General features: G+C 35.7%; 19 protein-coding genes and 1 pseudogene. 4 read left to right on the top strand and 16 right to left on the bottom strand.

Features of this window, described 5'->3' with window-relative positions:
* Nucleotides 1–97: 97 nt before the first annotated feature.
* The 6 genes and pseudogenes from ACMT7R_RS10510 to ACMT7R_RS10485 form a co-directional block, all read right to left on the bottom strand.
* Nucleotides 98–952 (bottom strand): isocitrate lyase/PEP mutase family protein, encoded by an 855-nt coding sequence (locus ACMT7R_RS10510; RefSeq protein WP_415311796.1) that lies wholly within the window; start codon nt 950–952, stop codon nt 98–100.
* 124 nt (nt 953–1,076) lie between these two features.
* The gene (locus tag ACMT7R_RS10505; RefSeq protein WP_415311794.1) at nt 1,077–2,519 is read right to left on the bottom strand and encodes a phosphopantothenoylcysteine decarboxylase; all 1,443 of its coding nucleotides are present in this window, start codon (nt 2,517–2,519) and stop codon (nt 1,077–1,079) included.
* 100 nt (nt 2,520–2,619) lie between these two features.
* Nucleotides 2,620–3,411, bottom strand: a pseudogene (gene panB, locus ACMT7R_RS10500) (3-methyl-2-oxobutanoate hydroxymethyltransferase); the annotation flags it as partial.
* Between the two features lie 62 nt (nt 3,412–3,473).
* Complete coding sequence (locus ACMT7R_RS10495; protein ID WP_415311793.1) at nt 3,474–4,100, bottom strand: phosphopantothenate/pantothenate synthetase family protein; 627 nt, start codon at nt 4,098–4,100, stop codon at nt 3,474–3,476.
* The gene (locus ACMT7R_RS10490) at nt 4,060–4,197 is read right to left on the bottom strand and encodes a hypothetical protein (protein ID WP_415311792.1); all 138 of its coding nucleotides are present in this window, start codon (nt 4,195–4,197) and stop codon (nt 4,060–4,062) included. The genes ACMT7R_RS10495 and ACMT7R_RS10490 overlap by 41 nt, the downstream gene beginning before the upstream one ends.
* 57 nt (nt 4,198–4,254) lie before the next feature.
* A complete protein-coding gene (locus ACMT7R_RS10485; protein ID WP_415311790.1) occupies nt 4,255–5,208 on the bottom strand; it encodes a pantoate kinase in 954 nt (317 codons plus the stop codon).
* Between the two features lie 71 nt (nt 5,209–5,279).
* Here ACMT7R_RS10485 and ACMT7R_RS10480 point away from each other — a divergent pair, with 71 nt between their 5' ends.
* Nucleotides 5,280–6,338 (top strand): PhoU domain-containing protein, encoded by a 1,059-nt coding sequence (locus ACMT7R_RS10480; protein ID WP_415311789.1) that lies wholly within the window; start codon nt 5,280–5,282, stop codon nt 6,336–6,338.
* A 54-nt stretch (nt 6,339–6,392) separates the two neighbouring features.
* Here ACMT7R_RS10480 and ACMT7R_RS10475 read toward each other — a convergent pair whose 3' ends face one another.
* From ACMT7R_RS10475 to ACMT7R_RS10465, 3 genes are all read right to left on the bottom strand, one after another.
* Nucleotides 6,393–7,466, bottom strand: a complete 1,074-nt coding sequence (locus ACMT7R_RS10475) for an inositol-3-phosphate synthase (protein ID WP_415311787.1) — start codon at nt 7,464–7,466, stop codon at nt 6,393–6,395.
* Nucleotides 7,467–7,704: 238 nt separating this feature from the next.
* Nucleotides 7,705–7,923: a CbtB domain-containing protein gene (locus ACMT7R_RS10470; RefSeq protein WP_415311786.1), complete on the bottom strand. Its 219-nt coding sequence runs from the start codon at nt 7,921–7,923 to the stop codon at nt 7,705–7,707.
* Between the two features lie 70 nt (nt 7,924–7,993).
* Nucleotides 7,994–8,266 carry a hypothetical protein gene (locus ACMT7R_RS10465; protein WP_415311784.1) on the bottom strand — a complete coding sequence of 91 codons (273 nt, stop codon included), beginning with the start codon at nt 8,264–8,266 and terminating at the stop codon, nt 7,994–7,996.
* Between the two features lie 100 nt (nt 8,267–8,366).
* Between ACMT7R_RS10465 and ACMT7R_RS10460 the strand changes: the two genes are divergently transcribed.
* Entirely contained in the window at nt 8,367–8,780 is a 414-nt protein-coding gene (locus tag ACMT7R_RS10460; RefSeq protein WP_415311783.1) for a hypothetical protein, read from the top strand.
* 610 nt (nt 8,781–9,390) lie between these two features.
* Here ACMT7R_RS10460 and ACMT7R_RS10455 read toward each other — a convergent pair.
* Nucleotides 9,391–9,612: an Hsp20/alpha crystallin family protein gene (locus ACMT7R_RS10455; RefSeq protein WP_415312195.1), complete on the bottom strand. Its 222-nt coding sequence runs from the start codon at nt 9,610–9,612 to the stop codon at nt 9,391–9,393.
* A 21-nt stretch (nt 9,613–9,633) separates the two neighbouring features.
* Entirely contained in the window at nt 9,634–9,789 is a 156-nt protein-coding gene (locus ACMT7R_RS10450; protein ID WP_415311782.1) for a hypothetical protein, read from the bottom strand.
* 474 nt (nt 9,790–10,263) lie between these two features.
* Here ACMT7R_RS10450 and ACMT7R_RS10445 point away from each other — a divergent pair, with 474 nt between their 5' ends.
* On the top strand, nt 10,264–11,520 hold the full coding sequence (locus ACMT7R_RS10445) for a cation:proton antiporter (RefSeq protein WP_415311780.1): 1,257 nt from the start codon (nt 10,264–10,266) through the stop codon (nt 11,518–11,520).
* A gap of 260 nt (nt 11,521–11,780) precedes the next feature.
* Here ACMT7R_RS10445 and ACMT7R_RS10440 read toward each other — a convergent pair whose 3' ends face one another.
* On the bottom strand, nt 11,781–12,362 hold the full coding sequence (locus tag ACMT7R_RS10440; RefSeq protein ID WP_415311778.1) for a hypothetical protein: 582 nt from the start codon (nt 12,360–12,362) through the stop codon (nt 11,781–11,783).
* 709 nt (nt 12,363–13,071) lie between these two features.
* On the opposite strand from ACMT7R_RS10440, the gene ACMT7R_RS10435 reads away from it, so the two are divergent.
* The gene (locus ACMT7R_RS10435) at nt 13,072–14,049 is read left to right on the top strand and encodes a hypothetical protein (RefSeq protein ID WP_415311776.1); all 978 of its coding nucleotides are present in this window, start codon (nt 13,072–13,074) and stop codon (nt 14,047–14,049) included.
* Nucleotides 14,050–15,192: 1,143 nt separating this feature from the next.
* Here the strand turns inward: ACMT7R_RS10435 and ACMT7R_RS10430 are convergent.
* The 4 genes from ACMT7R_RS10430 to ACMT7R_RS10415 all read right to left on the bottom strand — a co-directional run bounded on the left by ACMT7R_RS10430 (nt 15,193) and on the right by ACMT7R_RS10415 (nt 20,337).
* Nucleotides 15,193–15,567, bottom strand: a complete 375-nt coding sequence (locus tag ACMT7R_RS10430) for a hypothetical protein (protein WP_415311775.1) — start codon at nt 15,565–15,567, stop codon at nt 15,193–15,195.
* 264 nt (nt 15,568–15,831) lie between these two features.
* The gene (locus ACMT7R_RS10425; protein WP_415311774.1) at nt 15,832–17,262 is read right to left on the bottom strand and encodes an MFS transporter; all 1,431 of its coding nucleotides are present in this window, start codon (nt 17,260–17,262) and stop codon (nt 15,832–15,834) included.
* 1,001 nt (nt 17,263–18,263) lie between these two features.
* Entirely contained in the window at nt 18,264–19,241 is a 978-nt protein-coding gene (locus ACMT7R_RS10420; protein WP_415311772.1) for a magnesium transporter CorA family protein, read from the bottom strand.
* 391 nt (nt 19,242–19,632) lie between these two features.
* Nucleotides 19,633–20,337 carry a hypothetical protein gene (locus ACMT7R_RS10415; protein WP_415311770.1) on the bottom strand — a complete coding sequence of 235 codons (705 nt, stop codon included), beginning with the start codon at nt 20,335–20,337 and terminating at the stop codon, nt 19,633–19,635.
* Between the last annotated feature and the right edge of the window lie 34 nt (nt 20,338–20,371).

The raw sequence follows: 20,371 nt of genomic DNA, 5'->3' as shown, positions 1-20,371 counted from the left end.
CGAATTACGCAACCGATAGAAAAAACGACTAAAGTAGAAAAGAGAAATTTATTCAATGAAAAATTCAATCATCTTTGAAAACCCCTTTATCAAATATTCAAGCATATTTATTTTCCATTTCCATGTATTTATCGAGCTCTACCAGCTCATTGAATTCCCTGAATTTCATCATTTTCTCTTTAATTGATTTCGTAGTACCGGTCCGTTTTAGGGTATCAAAAGTATGGTAAATCGCATAAGTGGAGGAATATAATCCTGAAAGTGGAAATAATGCGATTTTATAACCAAGTTCCAACAATTCAGAAGAGGTTAAGTTAGGAGTAACTCCCTCTTCTATCATGTTAGCGACTAATGGAGCGTCTATCTGTTCAGAAACTTTTTTCAGATCTTCAATGGAATGAGGTGCTTCAACAAATACAATGTCGGCACCTATCTGCTTGTATAATTTGCCTCGTCTAATAGCTTCGTCTAGACCTAAAGGAGCGGCAGCATCTGTCCTTGCCACAATCAAAAATTCTGAATCATCCTTCTTTGCTTCGATAGCAGATTTGAGCTTTTGCACATACTCATTAGAATCGATGACTTCCTTTCCCTTCATATGACCGCATCTTTTAGGCCATACCTGATCCTCAAGAAACATCCCAGAAGCGCCAATACTTTGTAGATCGTTTACAAGTTTTGCAACAGTCAATGGATTCCCATAGCCCGTATCCACGTCTACAATCAGTGGGATATTGACAGCCCTAGTTATCCTACGAGCCGTCTCTAATGTCTCTGTTATGCTTAAAAATCCGAAATCAGGTAAGGCTAGCAGTGAGGCAGAAGTACCATAACCTGTTTGAAAAATAGCTTCGAAACCTACATGTTCTGCAATCTTTGCTGTTAAGGCATCATATACACCAGGCATTACTAAAATACCATTTTCACGATTAAGTAGTTTATTTAAAGACAAATAATTGTTTTAGTTTTGAGCTCTTTATATAATTTTACTGCAAAAAGATATTTTGCTATACCCCATCCTTAAAAGATACGAATTAGGTATATCATCCCACTGTCATTAGTATAATTTAAGTCGTTTATTGAAGTTTGTTCCTAGAAAGTTTCAGAAATATTAATTTGAAAATATTTTCTGCTACTTTATTCTTTTCTTGATATGGAAAATCACAGTAGTTACGCTCCCTATCCAAGGCTAGTATTTTGTTTGAATCAGATCCAAGAACAGGTTCAACTGATCCTACATCGTTGGCTATTATCATGTCCGCTCTAGACTTTACCAATTTCTGCCATGATTTTGTTAGTAGAGTGTGATAATCAACATTGTGTTCTGCCTTGAATGCAACAAGAAAGGTATCCTTTTGGATATCTTTTACTTTGTCCACAATCTTTATGGTCGGCAGTAGCTTCAGGTCAATTGAATCACTATCAGTTGGAATTTTTTTGTCAGATGCCAAATCAGGTCTAAAATCTGAAACGGCGGCTGCTAGAATGACAAAGTCATATTGCTTGTTTTTCAGTTCGCTAGTAATAGCTTGGTACATTTGCTCTGTAGTTTTGATTTCAAGTATTTTCGGACAATTTGTGGGTAGTCCAATGAATTTTCTAAAGTTTTCATCTATCTGAGTCACGCCTTTTATCACCGTAACATCCAGGTCATGTTTTAGAGCTTGGTTTACTAAGGAAAAGCCCATTCTACCAGAGCTAATATTAGAAATTATCCTAATAGGGTCAATGTATTCGATCGTGCTGCCGACGGAAATCAAGATTCTCCTTTTTGCAAAGAAGGAGAATAATTTTTTTTCCTCAAGATCAGAAAGCACAGGAATGTCATTCCTGCAAAAAAAATTCCAGATGGACTCATTCTGTGGATGAATTGCAGTGACATTTCGGTCAGAAGACATGATAGCAGAAATTCCTTGTGAAAGCACAAGTTCTATTGGAGCTACTTTGGCCTTGTCTTCTTCTAAAACTGGTGTAGAAAATCCTACACCTAGACTCTGTAGATTCTGAATATTTGACTTTATTATTGTATTATAATACATTGCCTCATGCATTGCAGGTGCTATGATTATTGGAATTGATGATCCTAACGCTATGGATAATACAGAGGTTACAGGAGTATCATCAATTCCATTTGCAAACTTACCTATAGTATTGGCAGTACAGGGATAGACCACAATCAAATCAGAGGTATTGTAATTTGCCACTCTTACATGCTCTAATTCACCGGTTAGTTCGGAAATAACCTCGTTGCCACTAGCCCATTGAAAATAGTCCTTACTCATAAATTTTTCAACAGTCTTTGAAATTACGACATAGACATCGGCACCGTGTCTTACAAATGCGCGAATGAGATCGATGGCCTTATAGCATGCTACACTTGCTGTTACGCAAACAACTACCTTTTTATCATTCAACTCGTATCCTAATGTTCCTTTGATATCCTTCGACGGATGGTGATCAGAATTATTAGGCTGAGGATTTATATTGATGTGTTTTGTGTTTAATTTTTCACTATGCATGACGGATTTGCTCTTTTTGCTTTTCGTTTCTATTAGTAATATTATAATTCCTCAAAGTGGAAATATAATTTGTAAATTTTATTGATTCTTCTGTAGACATCGAAAACGAATGTTCCTCACCAGGAAAAATGCCTGAGTTTATCTCCGATTTATATTTTTTTACTGCTTCTAAGTTTAATGAAAAAGATTCTAAATATCTTTTTACAAATTTTGGTTTAAAGTTATCAAATAATCCTAAAAGATCATGATAAACTAAAACCTGGCCATCACATCCAGATCCAGAACCAATACCAATGGTTGGAATCGTCAGGGATCTTGATATCTCGCTTGATACTTCTTTTGTGACTAGTTCCAAAACTAGACTAAATGCTCCTGCCTTTTCTATTTCAATCGCTTGATTATACAGTGCTTTAGCTGAATCAAAAGTTTTTCCCTGTACTTTATAACCTTGCCAGAGTACGGTTGTCTGTGGCTTTAGTCCAATATGTCCCATTACCGGGATACCAAAATTCGTCATTTCACGAATCAACTTTAACACTTCCAACCCTCCTTCAATTTTCACTGCGTGGCAGCCCAACTTTATGAATTTGATTGCATTTGCAACTGCCAATTTGGGATCAAACTGATATGAACCAAATGGCATGTCTGCTACAATTAGTGAATTTTTGGATCCATTAACTACGCTACGACAAAAGACTAACATTTCCTCCATGGTAACCGATATAGTATTAGGATAGCCCATTACTACCATACCGGCACTGTCTCCCACCAAAGCTATATCTATACCTGCTTCGTCACAAATTTTTGCACTAGTCAGGTCGTACGCGGTAAGGACAGCGATTTTCTCTGATCTAGTTTTTTTCTCTTGAATATCCCGAATGCTTGGGCTCATGTGATATCTTCACTCTAACTTGATCATTAAATGATCTAGTGCAGGATGACTAAAAAAAGAGATCATTGAATAATATTCTCCCTAACCTTGTTCATTGTAAGTAAAGCATCTTGTAATCCTTTCTTATTATCATGACTCTTTATAATTCTCTGAAGTTCGCGTTCCGTAGAGTTTTTCTGATGATATTGAATTCGGTCGATGAGTAAAGGAATAGCCCTAATTATGTTGTCAACTATAGTAATATCTGCTGTCATAGATGTCCTTGAAATAGGATTCAAATCAACTGTTATGATTTTTTTGTTCATCTTTCTCAAGGCCAAAGTTCTATCACCGTCCTCAAGTGGTACAAAAACTGTGTCAGCCCTGAATATTCCATCACCATCAACTAGCCTTCTGTTGCTTTCCAATTCAGGTATTTTCACCAAGTTCTCTGGATTAGTACCAAAAACTTCGGAAACGCCATATTTCGCTAGCTCGCTATAAATCTTGGATTCACGATCTTTGGAATAATAAAATAAATTTATTTCCAACATTGACTTTTTGATTGAGCGATGTAATGCACAAATTAGATCCGAACATAATGCAGCCACGTTTCCGTTTACAGATATTATAGGGTAACTCGAAATCAACATCTGAGCGGCTGCAGCATCAGCAGCCGATCTCAGCTGATTCGATAGAGTGCTCTCCAATTAAATAATCAAAGCATTCACCTCGGCCATGGGCTATCAAACCTTCCAAAGCCACTAATCCATTCTTGTATCCTTCTACTATTTTTTCTCGGCTCATTAATGAAACAAACCTAGGATGTGATGTGGGAATGGTTATCTCTCTTTTCAAACTTACTCATCCAACATCCTTTAACAATCTAGCACCCAAATTATCAATCCCACAGACGATCAACTTGCCGCCATATCGTTGTAAAATATCAATTATTTTGTTCAAGTTATTTTTTTGTATCAAGGTAAATAGGGTATGTCCAAATAACGCTATACTAGATTTAAAGCCCTCAGATCGAAGGTGTCTAACAGGTTCCTTGCATATTCCTTCAGTTAACTTGCATTGAGCTGCAAATTCGTAGGAAAGATCCATAAATTTATCGACACTCTTTGCTTGACGTAATTGCAACAGCATCTGTCTTCCCATCTCGTTTAGAATTTGATATTTCATTCCGTTTAAATACTCTGAAAGAAACACTTCAGTTTTTATAGGTGCTAAACAAAGTATCACAGCACACCATTGAGACGGCAATTCAGTTTTTTCAATCTGACAAATACCAGGACCGCCAATACTTAGCCTTAATTCAAGCCCTCCAACGTATTCTGATACTACTGTGCCTCTTCCTGTATTGCACACTATATCAGCTTGATGAGCTATTTGAGCTGATTGAAGTTTTGAAAGGTTAGTATCAAGAGCATCGTTTAGCGCATACGAAAGACTGAGAGCTGCGGACCCACTCGATCCTAAACCATATCCAATAGGCAAAGTGGATTCATGATCGATAGATATTAACACAGGATTCTTGATGAGACTCAAGTAATATTCTGTGACATACTTTGAAACTTTTAATTCACAATCTGATAAACCATTTAATTTTATTTCATAATTCTTATCTGAGGACTGAAAAACTCTTACGGTAGAGGTTATTCCTCGGTCAATACTAAACCCTGCTCCCAAAGATCCTTTACAATTGAAATTCGTTTGAGCATTATTCTGGTCATGAGTAGAGAAAAATCCAGTGATATGGCCTGGGCTATATGCCTTTGAAATTGAAATTGGGACCTGCGAGACTATAACCAATATGCTATTTAAAAATGAAATAGCAAATATAAAAATATAGTATAATTTATTTATACTAATATAAAATAATAATGACAATTTATACTAGAATACTGCAACAGATAGGAAGTAGTGTCCTGATTTCCCTGCCAAACGAATGGGTCAAGAAGAATGCACTTTCCAAAGGTAACACTGTGACAGTTGAGACTAACATTGACAATACAGTATCTATTTACAATAACTATCAAGAAGAGGAGATTAAGATTGTCTTTGAATTAGACGAATCAGAAAATCAACACCACACAGAGAGATCGTATGATAGTGCAGATTGGAATGAAAAAATCATAAAAATTATTTTGAACAAGATTTTTGGAGCTTACTTGTTGGGATATAATAGCATAAATGTTCACTCAAAGAATCAAATTTCTTTCGAAAATAGTGAGACAATAAAAAAGGCAACTAGAAAATTAATAGGATTAGAAATCGTAGATGAAAATAGTTTTAGTATAAGTTTTCAATTCCTGATTGATGCAAAGACTCTAAATATACAAAAGATTCTGGGCATGATGAATTCGATTATCCAAGGGATGTTTAGAGAAACTATTCATTCATTAAATGGGGACTTCAACCGTGATTTAGAGAACAAGATTGCTAGTAGGGATGATGAGATTGATAGGCAGTATTTTCTCCTCGTTAGAATCATACGAACAGCAATTATGAATAAGAAACTTGCTAGTAATTTGAATCTGACCAATATAGACATGCTTGATTATAGAATAGCTGCTAACTATTTAGAAACTGCTGGTGATTTGATAGCCGAACTGGTTACCTATTTATCTAATTTCAGAGTGGCCAATGAAATATCAGTACTAATTAAGAAAATAGGTTATTCTTTAGAAGAGATGCAGTATTATGCAATAGAGGCATTCATAAGCACAAGCAGAGATAAGGCATTCAAAGTCATAGAAAATTACGAGGAATTTAGACATAGTATATCAGAGCTTAAGAAGAATATAGCGGTTAACCAGCATGAAAGCGTTGACGAAACATATTCTATTACATTGGTAAATTGTATTTCATGCTTCGATAATATTGCAAAGTGCTGGATCGATATAACAGATCTTGCGAAACCAACCTACACATTAAAGTAGGCCAAAAACACGTCTTTGACAATATCAAAATAAATACAAATATCGGCTAGAACTTTAACGATCCCTTTTCCCATCTACAAAATCAATAAAGTTGGTCTTGGCTTCAGAATACGACATTTGAACAGGAGGGTGTTTAAAACAATAGGCAGAAATGCTTTCTAAAGGACCAGAAATGCCTCTATCTAGAGCAATTTTAGCTCCCCTTATGGCATCTATCATCACACCTGCACTATTGTATGCATCCGGCACACGAAGTTTTAAATCCATCTCTAATGGAACCTTTCCAAAAAATCTTCCTTTCATGTAGATATAACAAACTTTGTCGTTTTGTAAGAAGTTTACATAGTCAGAAGGGCCTATCCTCATAGGAACTTCATAAGGGATCATTGCCTTGACTGCAGAAGTCTTACTAACACGTTTATCTTCCAATCGATCTTCGTCTAGCATATTGTAAAAGTCCATGTCACCTCCTATGTTCAATTGATATGTTTCATCCACTGCCACTCCGCGATCAACCCATAATTTTGCCAGAGTTTTATGAACAACAGTTGCCCCTAATTGGCTCATCACATCGTCACCCGCACATGGGATATTTTTCTCAATGAATCGTCTATGCCAATCAGAATTGGAAGATATAAAAACAGGTATAGCATTTATGAAACAAACACCTGCTTCTAAACAATTTTCAGCGTAATACCGACTAGCTTCTCTGCTGCCAACGGGTAAATAGTTGATTAATATGTCGGTTTTTGTATCCCTAAGGACTTCTTTGACGTTCACACCTAGATTATCCGACAGTTTAACTACTTCCGAAAAGTGAGACCCAGCTCCATCAAGCACTTCACCTTTTTGAACTTTTATCCCAAATGAAGGAACATCAACAATTTGTAAAGCATTGTTAGGGTGGGAAAACATTGCATCTGACAAATCCTTTCCGACCTTGGATTCAGCTACATCGAAAGCTGCAACAAAATTAATGTCGCTTGGTTCATATCCACCGAGGTTCAGTGATGTAAGTCCAACGGAATCCTTTTGAGAGGAATCGGAGTTATAGTATTGTATTCCTTGAATAAGAGCAGAAGCACAATTGCCTACACCAGCTATTGCGACATTGATTTTTTTACCCATGATTACGATCTCTATCATATTCAATTTTAATATAAATTTTACAAAGACAAATTAATCGAGAATAATATGACAAGCACAATAAAGGAAGTAAAATAGATAAAATTAGAAAAGTATGGTAGTCTGTTTGATCTTATTGTCTTACGAGCATTAGAATTTTAATATCATTGCCTGATTGATTACACAAAAAAAATTGTATAAATAAGTTCAAAGTTTAGCTTGTCTAATTAATATATTTGCATCAATGACAAGGGAAGCCTGCGGCGTGTCTAATATCATGAGTGAATTCATGTAGAAACATATTGTCATAGGCTCCATTTCCCTGTACTAGGCTAAATAACTCACCTTGATCATAACCTACCAGATATACACTGATAATTGCTAGAGCTGCAAGAATCACCATTGCCAATTTTGGCGTTTCTTCATCACTTCTTGCTTTAAGCTCTGTATAAAGACTCATGATTTTACCATATAGATTTATTATATAAACGATCGCCTATACTCAGGGATGATAGAAATATTTGAGAACCTCAGAAAGTAAATAATCTGAATGTTCTAGCCAATTTGGCTAGCCAATATACAAAAGAATTTAATATCTCAAAGTGCTCTAGAGAGACATGACAATGTCTTGTTTGAGATGCGGAAACATGATGATTTGGATCAATGGTTCTATTAGTCACAGGCATGACATCAATTATTATGAATGCAAACATTGTAACATCAAAGTTGTGAAATATCCTGACGATCAAATTATTGAGGTAGAAGAAGAACCCAAAGTCTAACAACATCTCAAATACTTTCATTTTGGGCATATACTTGTATGCAAAATTTCTGTTCATATAGTTAATTTAATACAATAATCCATATCTAGGGCAATATGGAGATAATATCATAGAATAGATTATGAATGTCGATAAATATTTTTTCTTTATAATGTCGTTTTTGATTTCAGGTATTCTAATCGGAACAAATATATCGATTATTGCTACTTACGCACAAGAACAAGGAACGATAAACTCGTTGTCTAGCAATATTGTGAATCTTGAACTCAGAGAGATAGAGATCGGCGAAAGCCCTACTGGTCTCATCTACGTAAAAGGGACAGCGATAAATAATTCAACCTTAGATACAAGGGACGTTAAAGTACTAGTTAAATTATTTGATGCCAATAATAGTACGGTGTCTGAAACTAGCAGATTTATAACACCTGCATCCTCGACCTTTAAGCCCGGTTATGAACGTGATTTCTATTTTTTTGTTAGTGCTAACAACGTTGATCATTACATTATAACGGCAGAGGGGGAAAAGGTTCCATAATCACGTTTTTTATGGACTCTTATCTTCTTATTTTGCTCCGTTACGAATTTAATCACAGGTCGTCCGTCGAAAAGACAATGATAATGGAGGTTGTTATAATAATGAGGACTTTAAAAAACTAAATAATTCATAAACAAGGTCGACTTTTCACCATAAATACTAATCAAAAACCAGTAAAAAATGCAGCACCTACTTCAAAAACGCCCACGACTGATAACCATCCAGCTCTGGATGCTACTCTTCCTCTTCTAATTTATCTCGCTGTTGACTTTCCTCTTCTTCATGTTGTTCAATTATTTCATCAAGATCTTCGTCACTTTCCATATAATCTTGGTTTGAGCAAACTATATGAAAAATCTATCCGTTTTTGACTTTCTCGATTCATTATACTTTTTTAAAGAATTTTATATTTTAGACATCGTGAGATGGATATGAATTGCATCAAGTAAAGGTAAATGATCTTAGGTCTTTGACCTCCAGTTAATGACAATATTATTTATTGGAATAAATCAATTGTTTGTTTTCAAAAGCGTTACCTTAATATGTAGTTGATTTCTTGAAAGAACAAAAAAACCGCAAAAAAACAAGACAGGAAGAGATCTTTAATTGTTCAGTCTATCTTAATATCTTTGCCTTTTGCGCTCTTATCAATGCTCTTTGCAAAAGTTACTTCTAATATACCATTGTTGTAAGTGAATCTTCCGGTATTGATGTCAATATCATGAGGCAAATCTATTATTTTATGATATTTTCTTTGGGAATCATGGGCATGAACTTCTACGGATGTCTCATTTGCACGTATCTTTATATCTTCCTTTTTGACCCCAGGAATCTCAAGTATAGCCTTTACCTCTCAATCAGTTGAATTTACATCAGTTAGTGGTTCTCTTTCGGTTGTTATTTTGGGACCGAAATAGAAATTTTCTTCTCCTTCCTGGTCCTTATCTGTTAATGTTTTTAGATTGCCAAATTCTCTAACTCGGGGCTTACCATCTGGTCCTAACTTCATTGAATACCCATAAACAATTGGACCAACTTCCCTAACAATATCTCCATTTTCAGTCTTGTATTCCCTGACTAGTTCCTATGGTATGTTAGACCTAATGCTATTATATAGATTTAGCATCCTACTCATCTCATTTTCAATGTCTTCGAATCCAAAAAAATCTGTCAAATAATCTCCCTCTGCTGTCACCCCTCGAGCTCATAAAGAAGTTTCGTGACCAATCAAATGGAAATATATCTCTATTACTCATTGTTCTTAATTCGACAATATGTAAGGTTTATTACATTATAAATATCTTTCTAACTTTATGTATTTTTCCCAAATAATTAATATATCGCTTAAAAGTAACAATTAGAGTAGTCGGATTTTTTCGTTCATTTTGCTTTTAATATATGGCGAAATACAATTTAATGATATGAGTGGAAGTCATCAAGAACAATTACAATTATTTAAATAATATATGTATTTATTTTTGGTGTGGCAATAGAAATAACCCAAATTTTGCAAGATTTTGCGACTATTATGATAATCGCAGCAATTATGACAATAATTTCATATAAGTTAAAACAGCCACTTATTCTTGGATATATTGGGGCGGGTATAATAATAGGGCCACATACTCCACCATTTAGTTTCATTAGTAACATAGAGGTATTAAATTTGTTCGCTGAAATGGGAATAATTTTACTTTTGTTTACAGTTGGAATGGAATTTCCCATTAGGAATCTAAGAAAAATCGGTAAAAAAGCCACAGTAATTACAGTTGCAGAACAAATTGGAACTTTAATTGCAGGATTTTTTGTAGGTCAGGCGTTGGGATTTTCATTTATGGATAGCCTCTTTCTAGCAGTTGCCCTCTCTGTTTCAAGTACTGTCGTTATTTTGAAGGTGTTGGAAGAATTAAAAATCCTGAGAGAAGAGGCTTCTAACTTGACTCTTGGAATTTTAATAATAGAGGACATAATAATACTATCTATCTTCGCACTACTGCATTCAACTAGTGTTACTGGAAATATATCAATAATGGAGATAGTCATTCCAATCGGCATTTCCATTGTTTTCATAGCAGGAGTATTAATAATAGGATCCAGAACGATTCCAAAACTTGTAGACTTTGTAGCCAGGACAAACCAAAGTGATGTTCTAGTAGTTGCAGTACTTGGTTTGGCCTTTGGATTTGCATATCTTTCTAATATACTTGGAATTTCTGTCGCAGTTGGTGCATTCTTTGCAGGTGTATTAATAGCAGAATCAAAATCTCATGCAGTTACAAGTATTTTGACAACACCTATCAGAGATATGTTCGTTGCGCTATTTTTCGTTTCGGTGGGTGCCTTGATGGATATCAAACTTATTCCAGTCTTTATTATTCCAGCTCTTTTACTCGTAGGTGTGACTTCGATTGCTAAATTTGCAATTGTTTATCTAACCTCAAGATATGAGGGATTTAGTAAATTAACTGCCTTACAAACTGGAATTGGTCTATCGTCTTCTCGAGGAGGAGAAATGTCACTAATTGTAGCAAAAGGAGGTATTGACATAGGGGTTGTTAGTGGGTTTATATTACCAATCGTAGGAACCATTACTCTAATTTCAACATTTCTGGCGCCTTATTTGATAAGACTGGGATTAAAACTGGGGCAGCGGGCAGAAAATCAGGGTCCCGAGTCGGTGAAATACGAAACCGATGCCGAGACAGATAAAAACGAGGAAAAAAGTCCACAAGATGACTAAGTCAGAGAACGGGATTAGCGAAATGCGGAGTAGTTATTTTTTTTGACTGTGTTCCTTTTTAAACAAAAATTTCTGGCCTTTTAGAAATAATGACAGTTGTCTAGAAACATCAGTGCAAAAAAATTGCATTGAGTTCAAAATATGCCGGCTTTAACTTCGTTTCACTAAACAGTGCCAGAACACCAGTAGAATCATTATCCTGTAGGATAAATTTCAGGAAATTTATAGAGGAATAACAAACCCAAAATGTTACATTGTATTTACAAATCATCTGAAAGGGGTGTAAATCTACTTGGACTGTATGAAAGTTTTGCCTTAATATTATCTTCTAATCGTATATTTTCTTCCGTCAAGCTCTTATTATTTGCTTCTAGACATCTGTTTTCATGCTCTAACCATTCTTTTCTGTGTTGGCTGGCTCTGCAAGAAATCAGATTTGCAAGCATATGATCAACATCCTCCTTGAACAGTTCCCCTCTTTTCATCTTTTCAGCAATTTCAATAAAGAATCGTAAAAATCCTGAATAGTTACCAAGTATTTTTACAAAGTCAAACTTGTAATTTAGAGATACATATTCAAAATACCACCTCTTTACCGTCTCATATGATAAATCCACAATAATGGATACCTGTGTAGGAGTCTTACCTGCCAAAAACAACTGAAAAGCTTTAGCGTGATCTGATTTTTGTGGTTTGGGTTCCGGTTCTTTGTTGTATTCACGGAGAATGATACCGATATCTCTGATAGAGATTCTAACTATTTTTGCTATCTCTCGAGTTGTTTTACCTTCTTCGTAGAGCCTGATCACTAATTCCTTTTTTTGTTTTTTGGTTAATACCATATGATTCTATGAAAAGAAAATATATAAAAGACAAATTCTTACGATTACCAAAAAATCCAATATATTACCCTTGAAACCCTTGATACTAAAGAATTTTTCTAAAAAAAGTTTAAGCACAGATTTACTTTAAGAATTTTAAATAAACGAGGAAAGGAAATATTTTCAAGTCCGGATAAAGTTCTAACCTTTATATCCGTCTTAACAAAAACACTAACTTTTTGAGTATGTTTTGGGTTCCCATATCTACGGAAACATTCAGTCTGGTTCATGAAACCATTCTAAAATTTTTGACTTAATGAGATATCTCTTACATTAGGGGGAGATGGTAGATATTCGACAATTGCATCTAATCCTCCGGTGGTGTCTAAATAAAGTCCCATTAGTTTTTCATAAAGGGATATCCGATTACGTGATCAAACCATGGACGATGTGAGTTTGGGCTCACTCGCTCATAATTTTCCCTAAACGCATATCCTATTCTTTTTCTTTAAACAATGATTCATTTTATCCATAGTTAAGGATGTTCTTTGATCTTGGATAGCATATATGATTTTCATGATTTGAATTATAGTATTTGGAAAAATTAATAGTATTATCATGTAGGTCAGGCCAAACCGACCTTGAGATTTAAAAAAATGATCGAATTGTTTGTAGCCTGGATTAGTTAAGACTTGCTACCACCTAACTTTACCCGCTAGCGCCGGGATTTGTGTTACTTGGGGAAATAATCTTTGTTAAACCAGGACTTTTTCCTAGGCCAACCCCCTTGCTTGCGGTTGAAGGCTTGTCAGTGGAGCTGGAGTCGTCAGCAGAGGAGGCCTTGCCGCTTTGTGGAGCTATCGAGTCTGTACTGGTAGTATCGGTGGTTGAAGGCTTGTCAGTGGAGCTGGAGTCGTCAGTGGAGCTGGAGTCGTCAGTGGAGCTGGAGTCGTCAGTGGAGCTGGAGTCGTCAGTGGAGCTGGAGTCGTCAGTGGAGCTGGAGTCGTCAGTGGAGCTGGAGTCGTCAGTGGAGCTGGAGTCGTCAGTGGAGCTGGAGTCGTCAGTGGAGCTGGAGTCGTCAGTGGAGCTGGAGTCGTCAGTGGAGCTGGAGTCGTCAGTGGAGCTGGAGTCGTCAGTGGAGCTGGAGTCGTCAGTGGAGCTGGAGTCGTCAGTGGAGCTGGAGTCGTCAGTGGAGCTGGAGTCGTCAGTGGAGCTGGAGTCGTCAGTGGAGCTGGAGTCGTCAGTGGAGCTGGAGTCGTCAGTGGAGCTGGAGTCGTCAGTGGAGCTGGAGTCGTCAGTGGAGCTGGAGTCGTCAGTGGAGCTGGAGTCGTCAGTGGAGCTGGAGTCGTCAGTGGAGCTGGAGTCGTCAGTGGAGCTGGAGTCGTCAGTGGAGCTGGAGTCGTCAGTGGAGCTGGAGTCGTCAGTGGAGCTGGAGTCGTCAGTGGAGCTGGAGTCGTCAGTGGAGCTGGAGTCGTCAGTGGAGCTGGAGTCGTCAGTGGAGCTGGAGTCGTCAGCAGAGGAGGCCTTGCCGCTTTGTGGAGCTATCGAGTCTGTACTGGTAGTGTCGGTGGTTGAAGGCTTGTCAGTGGAGCTGGAGTCGTCAGCAGAGGAGGCCTTGCCGCTTTGTGGAGCTATCGAGTCTGTACTGGTAGTGTCGGTGGTTGAAGGCTTGTCAGTGGAGCTGGAGTCGTCAGTGGAACTTGGTTGAGGTTGGTTTACTGGTACCATAGTATCAGTGGAACTTGGTTGAGGTTGGTTTACTGGTACCATAGTATCAGTGGAACTTGGTTGAGGTTGGTTTACTGGTACCATAGTATCAGTGGAACTTGGTTGAGGTTGGTTTACTGGTACCATAGTATCAGTGGAACTTGGTTGAGGTTGGTTTACTGGTACCATAGTATCAGTGGAACTTGGTTGAGGTTGGTTTACTGGTACCATAGTATCAGTGGAACTTGGTTGAGGTTGGTTTACTGGTACCATAGTATCAGTGGAACTTGGTTGAGGTTGGTTTACTGGTACCATAGTATCAGTTTCCCCAGGGGGAAATATTACGTCTACCTGTCCAAGAGGATCAGTCAAAGTACTTTGAATCTGACTATAGATACCATTCTTATCTATATCCATATCATTACTTTGGTAACTATTTGGTTGGGTTGAATAACTACTTGATTGACCCGACGCTACATCTTTAGAATTTAAGCTATCGAATGGGTTTGATAAAATGTTTTGAATGCTTCCAAAAAGACCATTCATATCTAAATCTCTATCATTATCTAACTGAGCGGACACAGGTTGATAGATCACGCCCTGAAAAGTGGGACCAGTAATAACGAGTACTAATAATACTAGTATTACATTTAATGTTAAAATCCTTACCATTCATGAAATAATAGCTTTATATAATAAAGGAGTTTGATAACTCATTACTTAAAAAAATGTACAATATTTTCTATAGTAAAAATTTAAAATCTAAAATCTAAGATATAGTGGCTTAAGTGCTCAACATAAGAAAATTACATCAGAGAGAATAATACAATAAAATTCATTCGGGACAAAAGGCAAATTAGGAATAAATTTCAACGCCAAAAGTTATGTAAAACATTTTAATCCATGACAATCGATGGTAGGTAATTGATTGTGTATTGTTCTTGTCCCTTGAGTTGTGGAGAACCTAGAGGGAATTTGAAAGCTTAAACCAACCGTAAGGAAATTTGAGTCGATATTAGATAAAATCTATGAGGATTTAAGTTGGAATAATCAATTACCGCAGATTCATTTCATTCGAATAAAAATTATGCGCTATTATACATTCCTAATTTTGAAACAAGAATTTTCTAAAGGTTTAATGGTACTATTGTTTCTGAAGATTTGAGTGTGTAATTTTATCAATATATTTATTGTAAGATAGAATAAAATCCCTGGCATACTGATTGGCGTGCCTTTCTGATCCTCTATGAATTCCAGCTACCATTCTTAAGTGATGATAAAACTCATGTATAATGATAAATGGATTGAAAAACACATCAGAATTGAGACAATAAATTCGATTCTCCATGTGAACATACACTGCATAAACTGTTCTTCTTTTCCCTTTTATAGTTCCAACAACTATTTCTGGTGCTTTAATTTCATAATGTCTACTCAACAATAATAACGCATCCTCTGTTCTTTTACTTAGTACCATTTGAACAATCCTAGCCATAAAGGATTCATCTAAAGCCTTCATCTGTAGTAGATATTTTTGGCTTTAAAATAATATAAATGAGACGAAAATTATTAAATTGTGTGTCAGTTGAAATACAGTTGGGTACGTGATCGAATCTTTTGGGGCCAAGATTGATTCAAATTTGTAAAAAATTGAAAATTAATCAAATCGTAAAGACTCTTTTAGATGAATTCGTGTCACTTCTAATAATCGTAAAACAATATAGAGGATTCTGTCCTGATGGACTTCGTTACAAAACAAAATTATTTGATCCACAATGAACTATTAGGCCAACTCTTGTAACCGCCTCTTCGCAATTAGCATGGTCAAAATAACACTAATTATAGATATAGCAACTGCAGTCAAAAATATTAGATCGTATGCTAGCGGTTTTGGATATGATTCTTGAGAGGTATTTTCACCAGACTTGAAACTTTCCATAAAAATGCCAGATACAGAAGGTCCTATGGACATACCAATAAGAAAAAGCAGCATTGTGATTCCTAGAGAAGTACCGCTCAAATGTATGGGTGCTGAAACTAATGATATGTTAAATGCCCCTATTTCAGCTAATGCAAGTCCAAAAGCAATAATGGCAAGTTCTGATGAAATTATTAAAAGGGTAGGATGGTAAATAAAAAGCGCAATAAATCCTAAAGTTGAAATGATACATCCAATTAAAGTTGGCTTTAAGTTACCAATTTTACTTACCAAAAATCCGGAAAGAACTGAAATAATAAAAGATATTATCATAAAAGGTAATTGCACAGCAGCAGTATCAACCGGCCCGCCACCAAAGCCGAGAGGTACCGGGCTCTGAACCATGATAGGTAAAGTTTGAAAAATTAAGAAAAACGAAATACCGATGGTCATTATGAGAATGTTTGTAGGTAACAAAATACGGTCCTTCAATAAATTGAGATCAACGATGGGTAAATGAGCACTTTGTTGTGTAGTCAAAAAGATTGGTAAAAACACAGCAGATGTTACAAACAAGATTATAGTTGGCATGAGGTTTGAATAGGTAATATCAGAAATAGTGTATGGCAAATATGTTAAACCAATTAAAAAGGTAGAAACTACAATTACTAGAATCAATGTACCTTTTATGTCTATTCTAGCTTGGTATTTACTAACTAATTTTTCGTCTGTAACATGAATTCTTTTATAAACAACTATCAATAACGTTATCATTAATGGAACAATTGACAAAAACGTCATATGCCAGCTAAAATATTCAACTATAGTTGCACCTAGTCCGAGTCCTATAACTGCGCCAGCTGAAAAAACGGCTGTAAATATTCCCTGACCTATAGATAGTTTTTCTTGTGGGAATTTGTCTCTAATAATGGCAAAGGCCACCGGAAACATCGCAAGTCCAATCCCTTGCACTATTCTCGACATAATCAGCATAAAAATATTATTTGACAGGCCGCCCAGTAAGGTACCAAGAACGTAAATAATTATCACGGCCAACAATATCTTTTTCTTACCATAATTGTCTGAAAGTTTACCAATTATAGGAGTCATTACTGCACCTGCAATTAGATAGGAAGTTAGGATCCATGAGGATGTATTATAGGAAATATCAAAATCATCTATCAGGTATGGGAGTGCAGGTATCAGCATAGTTTCTCCATACATAGTTATTAATGCAAGGGAACTAAGAATTGTCAAAGCGATCCATGCATCTTGATAAGAATTATTTTGTGGCATGTCAATAGTTCCTATTCACAAGTATTAATGTACCCGCAACAACCCCAATCAATGTCTAGTAAATAACTTGATTAGATTATAGAGGTTATCATGTAAATCATAGAAGTGGTTGACCACGAGATGATAATTATCATATGATCTTGTTTTTCAATTCATTAATATTATGAATAACTAGAGTGTATAATTGGCAATTTCAATCCATAATGTAAAAAAAAATCTACTCTGCATTAATAATACACATTGAATAGATAACTTGCTTCAAGAGGTAGGTAGAATCTTTATGATAGGTATTATTGCACATTAATCAATTTCAAGGTATATGAATGCAACCGTGTCATATACGTATGGTTCTTATGATCTGGTAGTTATTTTACTAAAAGAAATGTAATGTTATTTAATGGTACAAGTCGTATAAAATATTATAGTAGAGATTTAGACCTTTCTCCTGAAATTAGGGCAGTATTATTCATAGCATTAGGTACTGTACTAATTTGTTTATTGATGGGCCGGGTCTCTACAGCCGCTTCTTAGTTCCAGTATTAAGGAGACCCCATATATAAAACAAAACAGAAATATACATACATTGTAGTAGCATCTGACGGAATTCCCAGGACGATAGAAAATTGCCCCTTCAGCGAGGGTGATAGTGTTACCATAACATATAAACAAGGTCTACCCACCTTAGAAGGATTCCAAAATCAAGATTATACAAAATTTTTCCCGTTATACTGAAGAAAGGACATTACTAAATAATCAGCCTACTAATCACATCTTTAATGCGACTGTAAATTAAATACAAATAATCAATAATTCATTTTATAATAGAAAAAGGTGTGATTGATTTACTGATTTCCGTAGTGACTTATCAACTATTATTTGCAGCAAATGTTTATGAAACACGAGTTATTTACCCAAAACACAGACTTTTAAGTAAATAACTCTGAAGTAGAGACAATATCCAGACCTAATTGTAGTATCAAAGATGGATTGCCTTGCACAAATTAAGAATTGATCCATCCCAACTTTCTAAAATAGTATATCATAATACCTGCTGCCACAGCAGATATCAAGCTTATGATTGTAAGCGGAATATAATCTGCAATTTTCTCACCAGGGTTCACGCTTCCCGGAATTACAATATTCATTCCATAAAATGTACCAGCTACAGTAATAGGTATAGACAACGTGAATAGAATTGTGAGAAAGCTCAAGATCTTATTTGTTTTTTCGGAATTTAACATGTTATCAGTATCTTTATAAATTTCGATAGTCTCTTTTGACTCATCAAGCGCTTCTAGTACTTTTGAAATGTGGTCGTTGATATCATCAAAGTAGTCAATTAAATCCTCTTCCTCTACCCCCTCAGAAAATCTCTTCACATCTCTAGATGTAATTTCTATCATAATTCTTTTTAATGGTAAAACGATTCTTCTCAAAGTAGTAATTTCTCTTCTTAGGATAGATAGATCTCTAGCATTTGCAACCTTATCGTCAAACACTTCATCCTCTATATCATCAAGTTTTCCAATTATCCGGACCAACATGTGTAACAAGTTGTCCACTAATGTATCGAGGATGCTATGAAGCAGATATCCGGGTGATCCGCCCATCAAATTATTTCGTACGTGGTAATTTCCTTCCTTACATTTCCTAAATAAAGATGATAAGGGAAGAAGATCGCCTTGAGTAATGGATATTAGATAATCTTTTCCGATGAAGAAGGACAACTGGGAAAAACTGGGAGATGCTTGTTCCTTAGAAGTTGTAGGAAATTGAAGTATGACAAATACATGATCATCATATCGATCAATCTTAGGTAGTTGATTTTTTGATAAACAATCCTCCATATTTAGTTCATGAATTGGAAATTTCTTAGAGATCATTTCCAACTTATCACGAGTGGGTTTTTCTAAATAAACCCACAATAAATTTCGATTACGTATTGTTTCCAAACCACTAATTTGTCTAGGAAAGTCCACTACAATTCTGATATAAACAGCTTATTTAGTATATAACTAATTTTAAATAATCAAAAACATTCATCTCATAGTCAAAAAATATCTATTTCACGATTATAATGAGAAAATATTACCTCCTAATCTTTCAATTTCTCACACAAAAAATAACAAACTAGATAAAAACTTGACAGCATGGTGCAATCGTTTAATGGAAAGTTTGAAGTTAATCTATTTTAGTTTCAATATAATATCTTTGCCTGAGTTTTGGTGAGCGATATTCAAAATCTTGAACTTAATTTCAAAATTTGTTACAATAAAATCAATTATGACTCAATTCCATCATAATGGAATTCTTACAGATGAGATCAAACTGGCTAACGTCATAAGTCAGACAGGATCCGACTTTTCTGAGTTATCTACATAGGTCTATTACTTCATCACATTTTAGCTCCTGAGTTCCAAAAATAGGGGAAGTTCCAAAGTGTTTGTTAAGCTTGCCGGCGTCCAACCAAATACTAACGGCACTGTCTCCCAATAAAGTAATGTTAATTGGTACATTCGCAACAGGACCCTCTCTCATGGTTACCGTAGAGGTACCATTAAGGAAAGTAGAATTATTTCCCATTAGATTATCTGTTATTGCTCTCAATTTGGAATCGTAGATATCGTGTGAATGAGAGGAACTTCCATTAGTTTTTACCATATAAAAGGATGCATTGAAAGTTGGGGATTTAGATGTAAGGTTTTCTATTTCATAAACTCCCCCTAATATCCATATAGTTCCGTTATTCATAGGATCATTTTGCAAACTGGTGATCCCCCCTCTTACTATATCATTTGCTGAACTATTGACAGGTATATCTTGACGTTGCATTTGCTCGGGACCTGAGGATGACGAGTTTGTGCTATTATCAATACTACTAATAGTATCAGTAATAGATTGTTGCACCTCTCTATTTATAGAGTCTTGTAGGGCTTGTTGAGTATCTTGAAGGGATTGGTCGAATGAGTTAGTCGCAAATACATAAATTGATATGCTGCCAAACAAAACCATGCTAATGATAGGGCCAGTTATTACTAATGCAAAAGGAAAAAACACAAGAAAGATTCTATTCATGCAGAAGGTTCATCATTCTTATTATTAAGATTTT

This window comes from Candidatus Nitrosocosmicus sp. FF01 (assembly GCF_047711275.1).
Taxonomy (GTDB): Archaea; Thermoproteota; Nitrososphaeria; order Nitrososphaerales; family Nitrososphaeraceae; genus Nitrosocosmicus.
Note: the sequence above shows the minus strand (reverse complement) of the source record. Positions and strands in the feature narration are given on the sequence as shown.

Excerpts from the sequence above, each read along its gene's own strand:
- ACMT7R_RS10505 (WP_415311794.1), bottom strand. The coding sequence starts at position 2,519 with ATGCATAGTGAAAAATTAAACACAAAACACATCAATATAAATCCTCAG.
- ACMT7R_RS10490 (WP_415311792.1), bottom strand. The coding sequence starts at position 4,197 with ATGAGCCGAGAAAAAATAGTAGAAGGATACAAGAATGGATTAGTGGCT.
- ACMT7R_RS10480 (WP_415311789.1), top strand. The coding sequence starts at position 5,280 with ATGACAATTTATACTAGAATACTGCAACAGATAGGAAGTAGTGTCCTG.
- ACMT7R_RS10475 (WP_415311787.1), bottom strand. The coding sequence starts at position 7,466 with ATGGGTAAAAAAATCAATGTCGCAATAGCTGGTGTAGGCAATTGTGCT.
- ACMT7R_RS10470 (WP_415311786.1), bottom strand. The coding sequence starts at position 7,923 with ATGAGTCTTTATACAGAGCTTAAAGCAAGAAGTGATGAAGAAACGCCA.
- ACMT7R_RS10465 (WP_415311784.1), bottom strand. The coding sequence starts at position 8,266 with ATGAAAGTATTTGAGATGTTGTTAGACTTTGGGTTCTTCTTCTACCTC.
- ACMT7R_RS10460 (WP_415311783.1), top strand. The coding sequence starts at position 8,367 with ATGAATGTCGATAAATATTTTTTCTTTATAATGTCGTTTTTGATTTCA.
- ACMT7R_RS10450 (WP_415311782.1), bottom strand. The coding sequence starts at position 9,789 with ATGAAGTTAGGACCAGATGGTAAGCCCCGAGTTAGAGAATTTGGCAAT.
- ACMT7R_RS10440 (WP_415311778.1), bottom strand. The coding sequence starts at position 12,362 with ATGGTATTAACCAAAAAACAAAAAAAGGAATTAGTGATCAGGCTCTAC.
- ACMT7R_RS10430 (WP_415311775.1), bottom strand. The coding sequence starts at position 15,567 with ATGAAGGCTTTAGATGAATCCTTTATGGCTAGGATTGTTCAAATGGTA.
- ACMT7R_RS10425 (WP_415311774.1), bottom strand. The coding sequence starts at position 17,262 with ATGCCACAAAATAATTCTTATCAAGATGCATGGATCGCTTTGACAATT.
- ACMT7R_RS10415 (WP_415311770.1), bottom strand. The coding sequence starts at position 20,337 with ATGAATAGAATCTTTCTTGTGTTTTTTCCTTTTGCATTAGTAATAACT.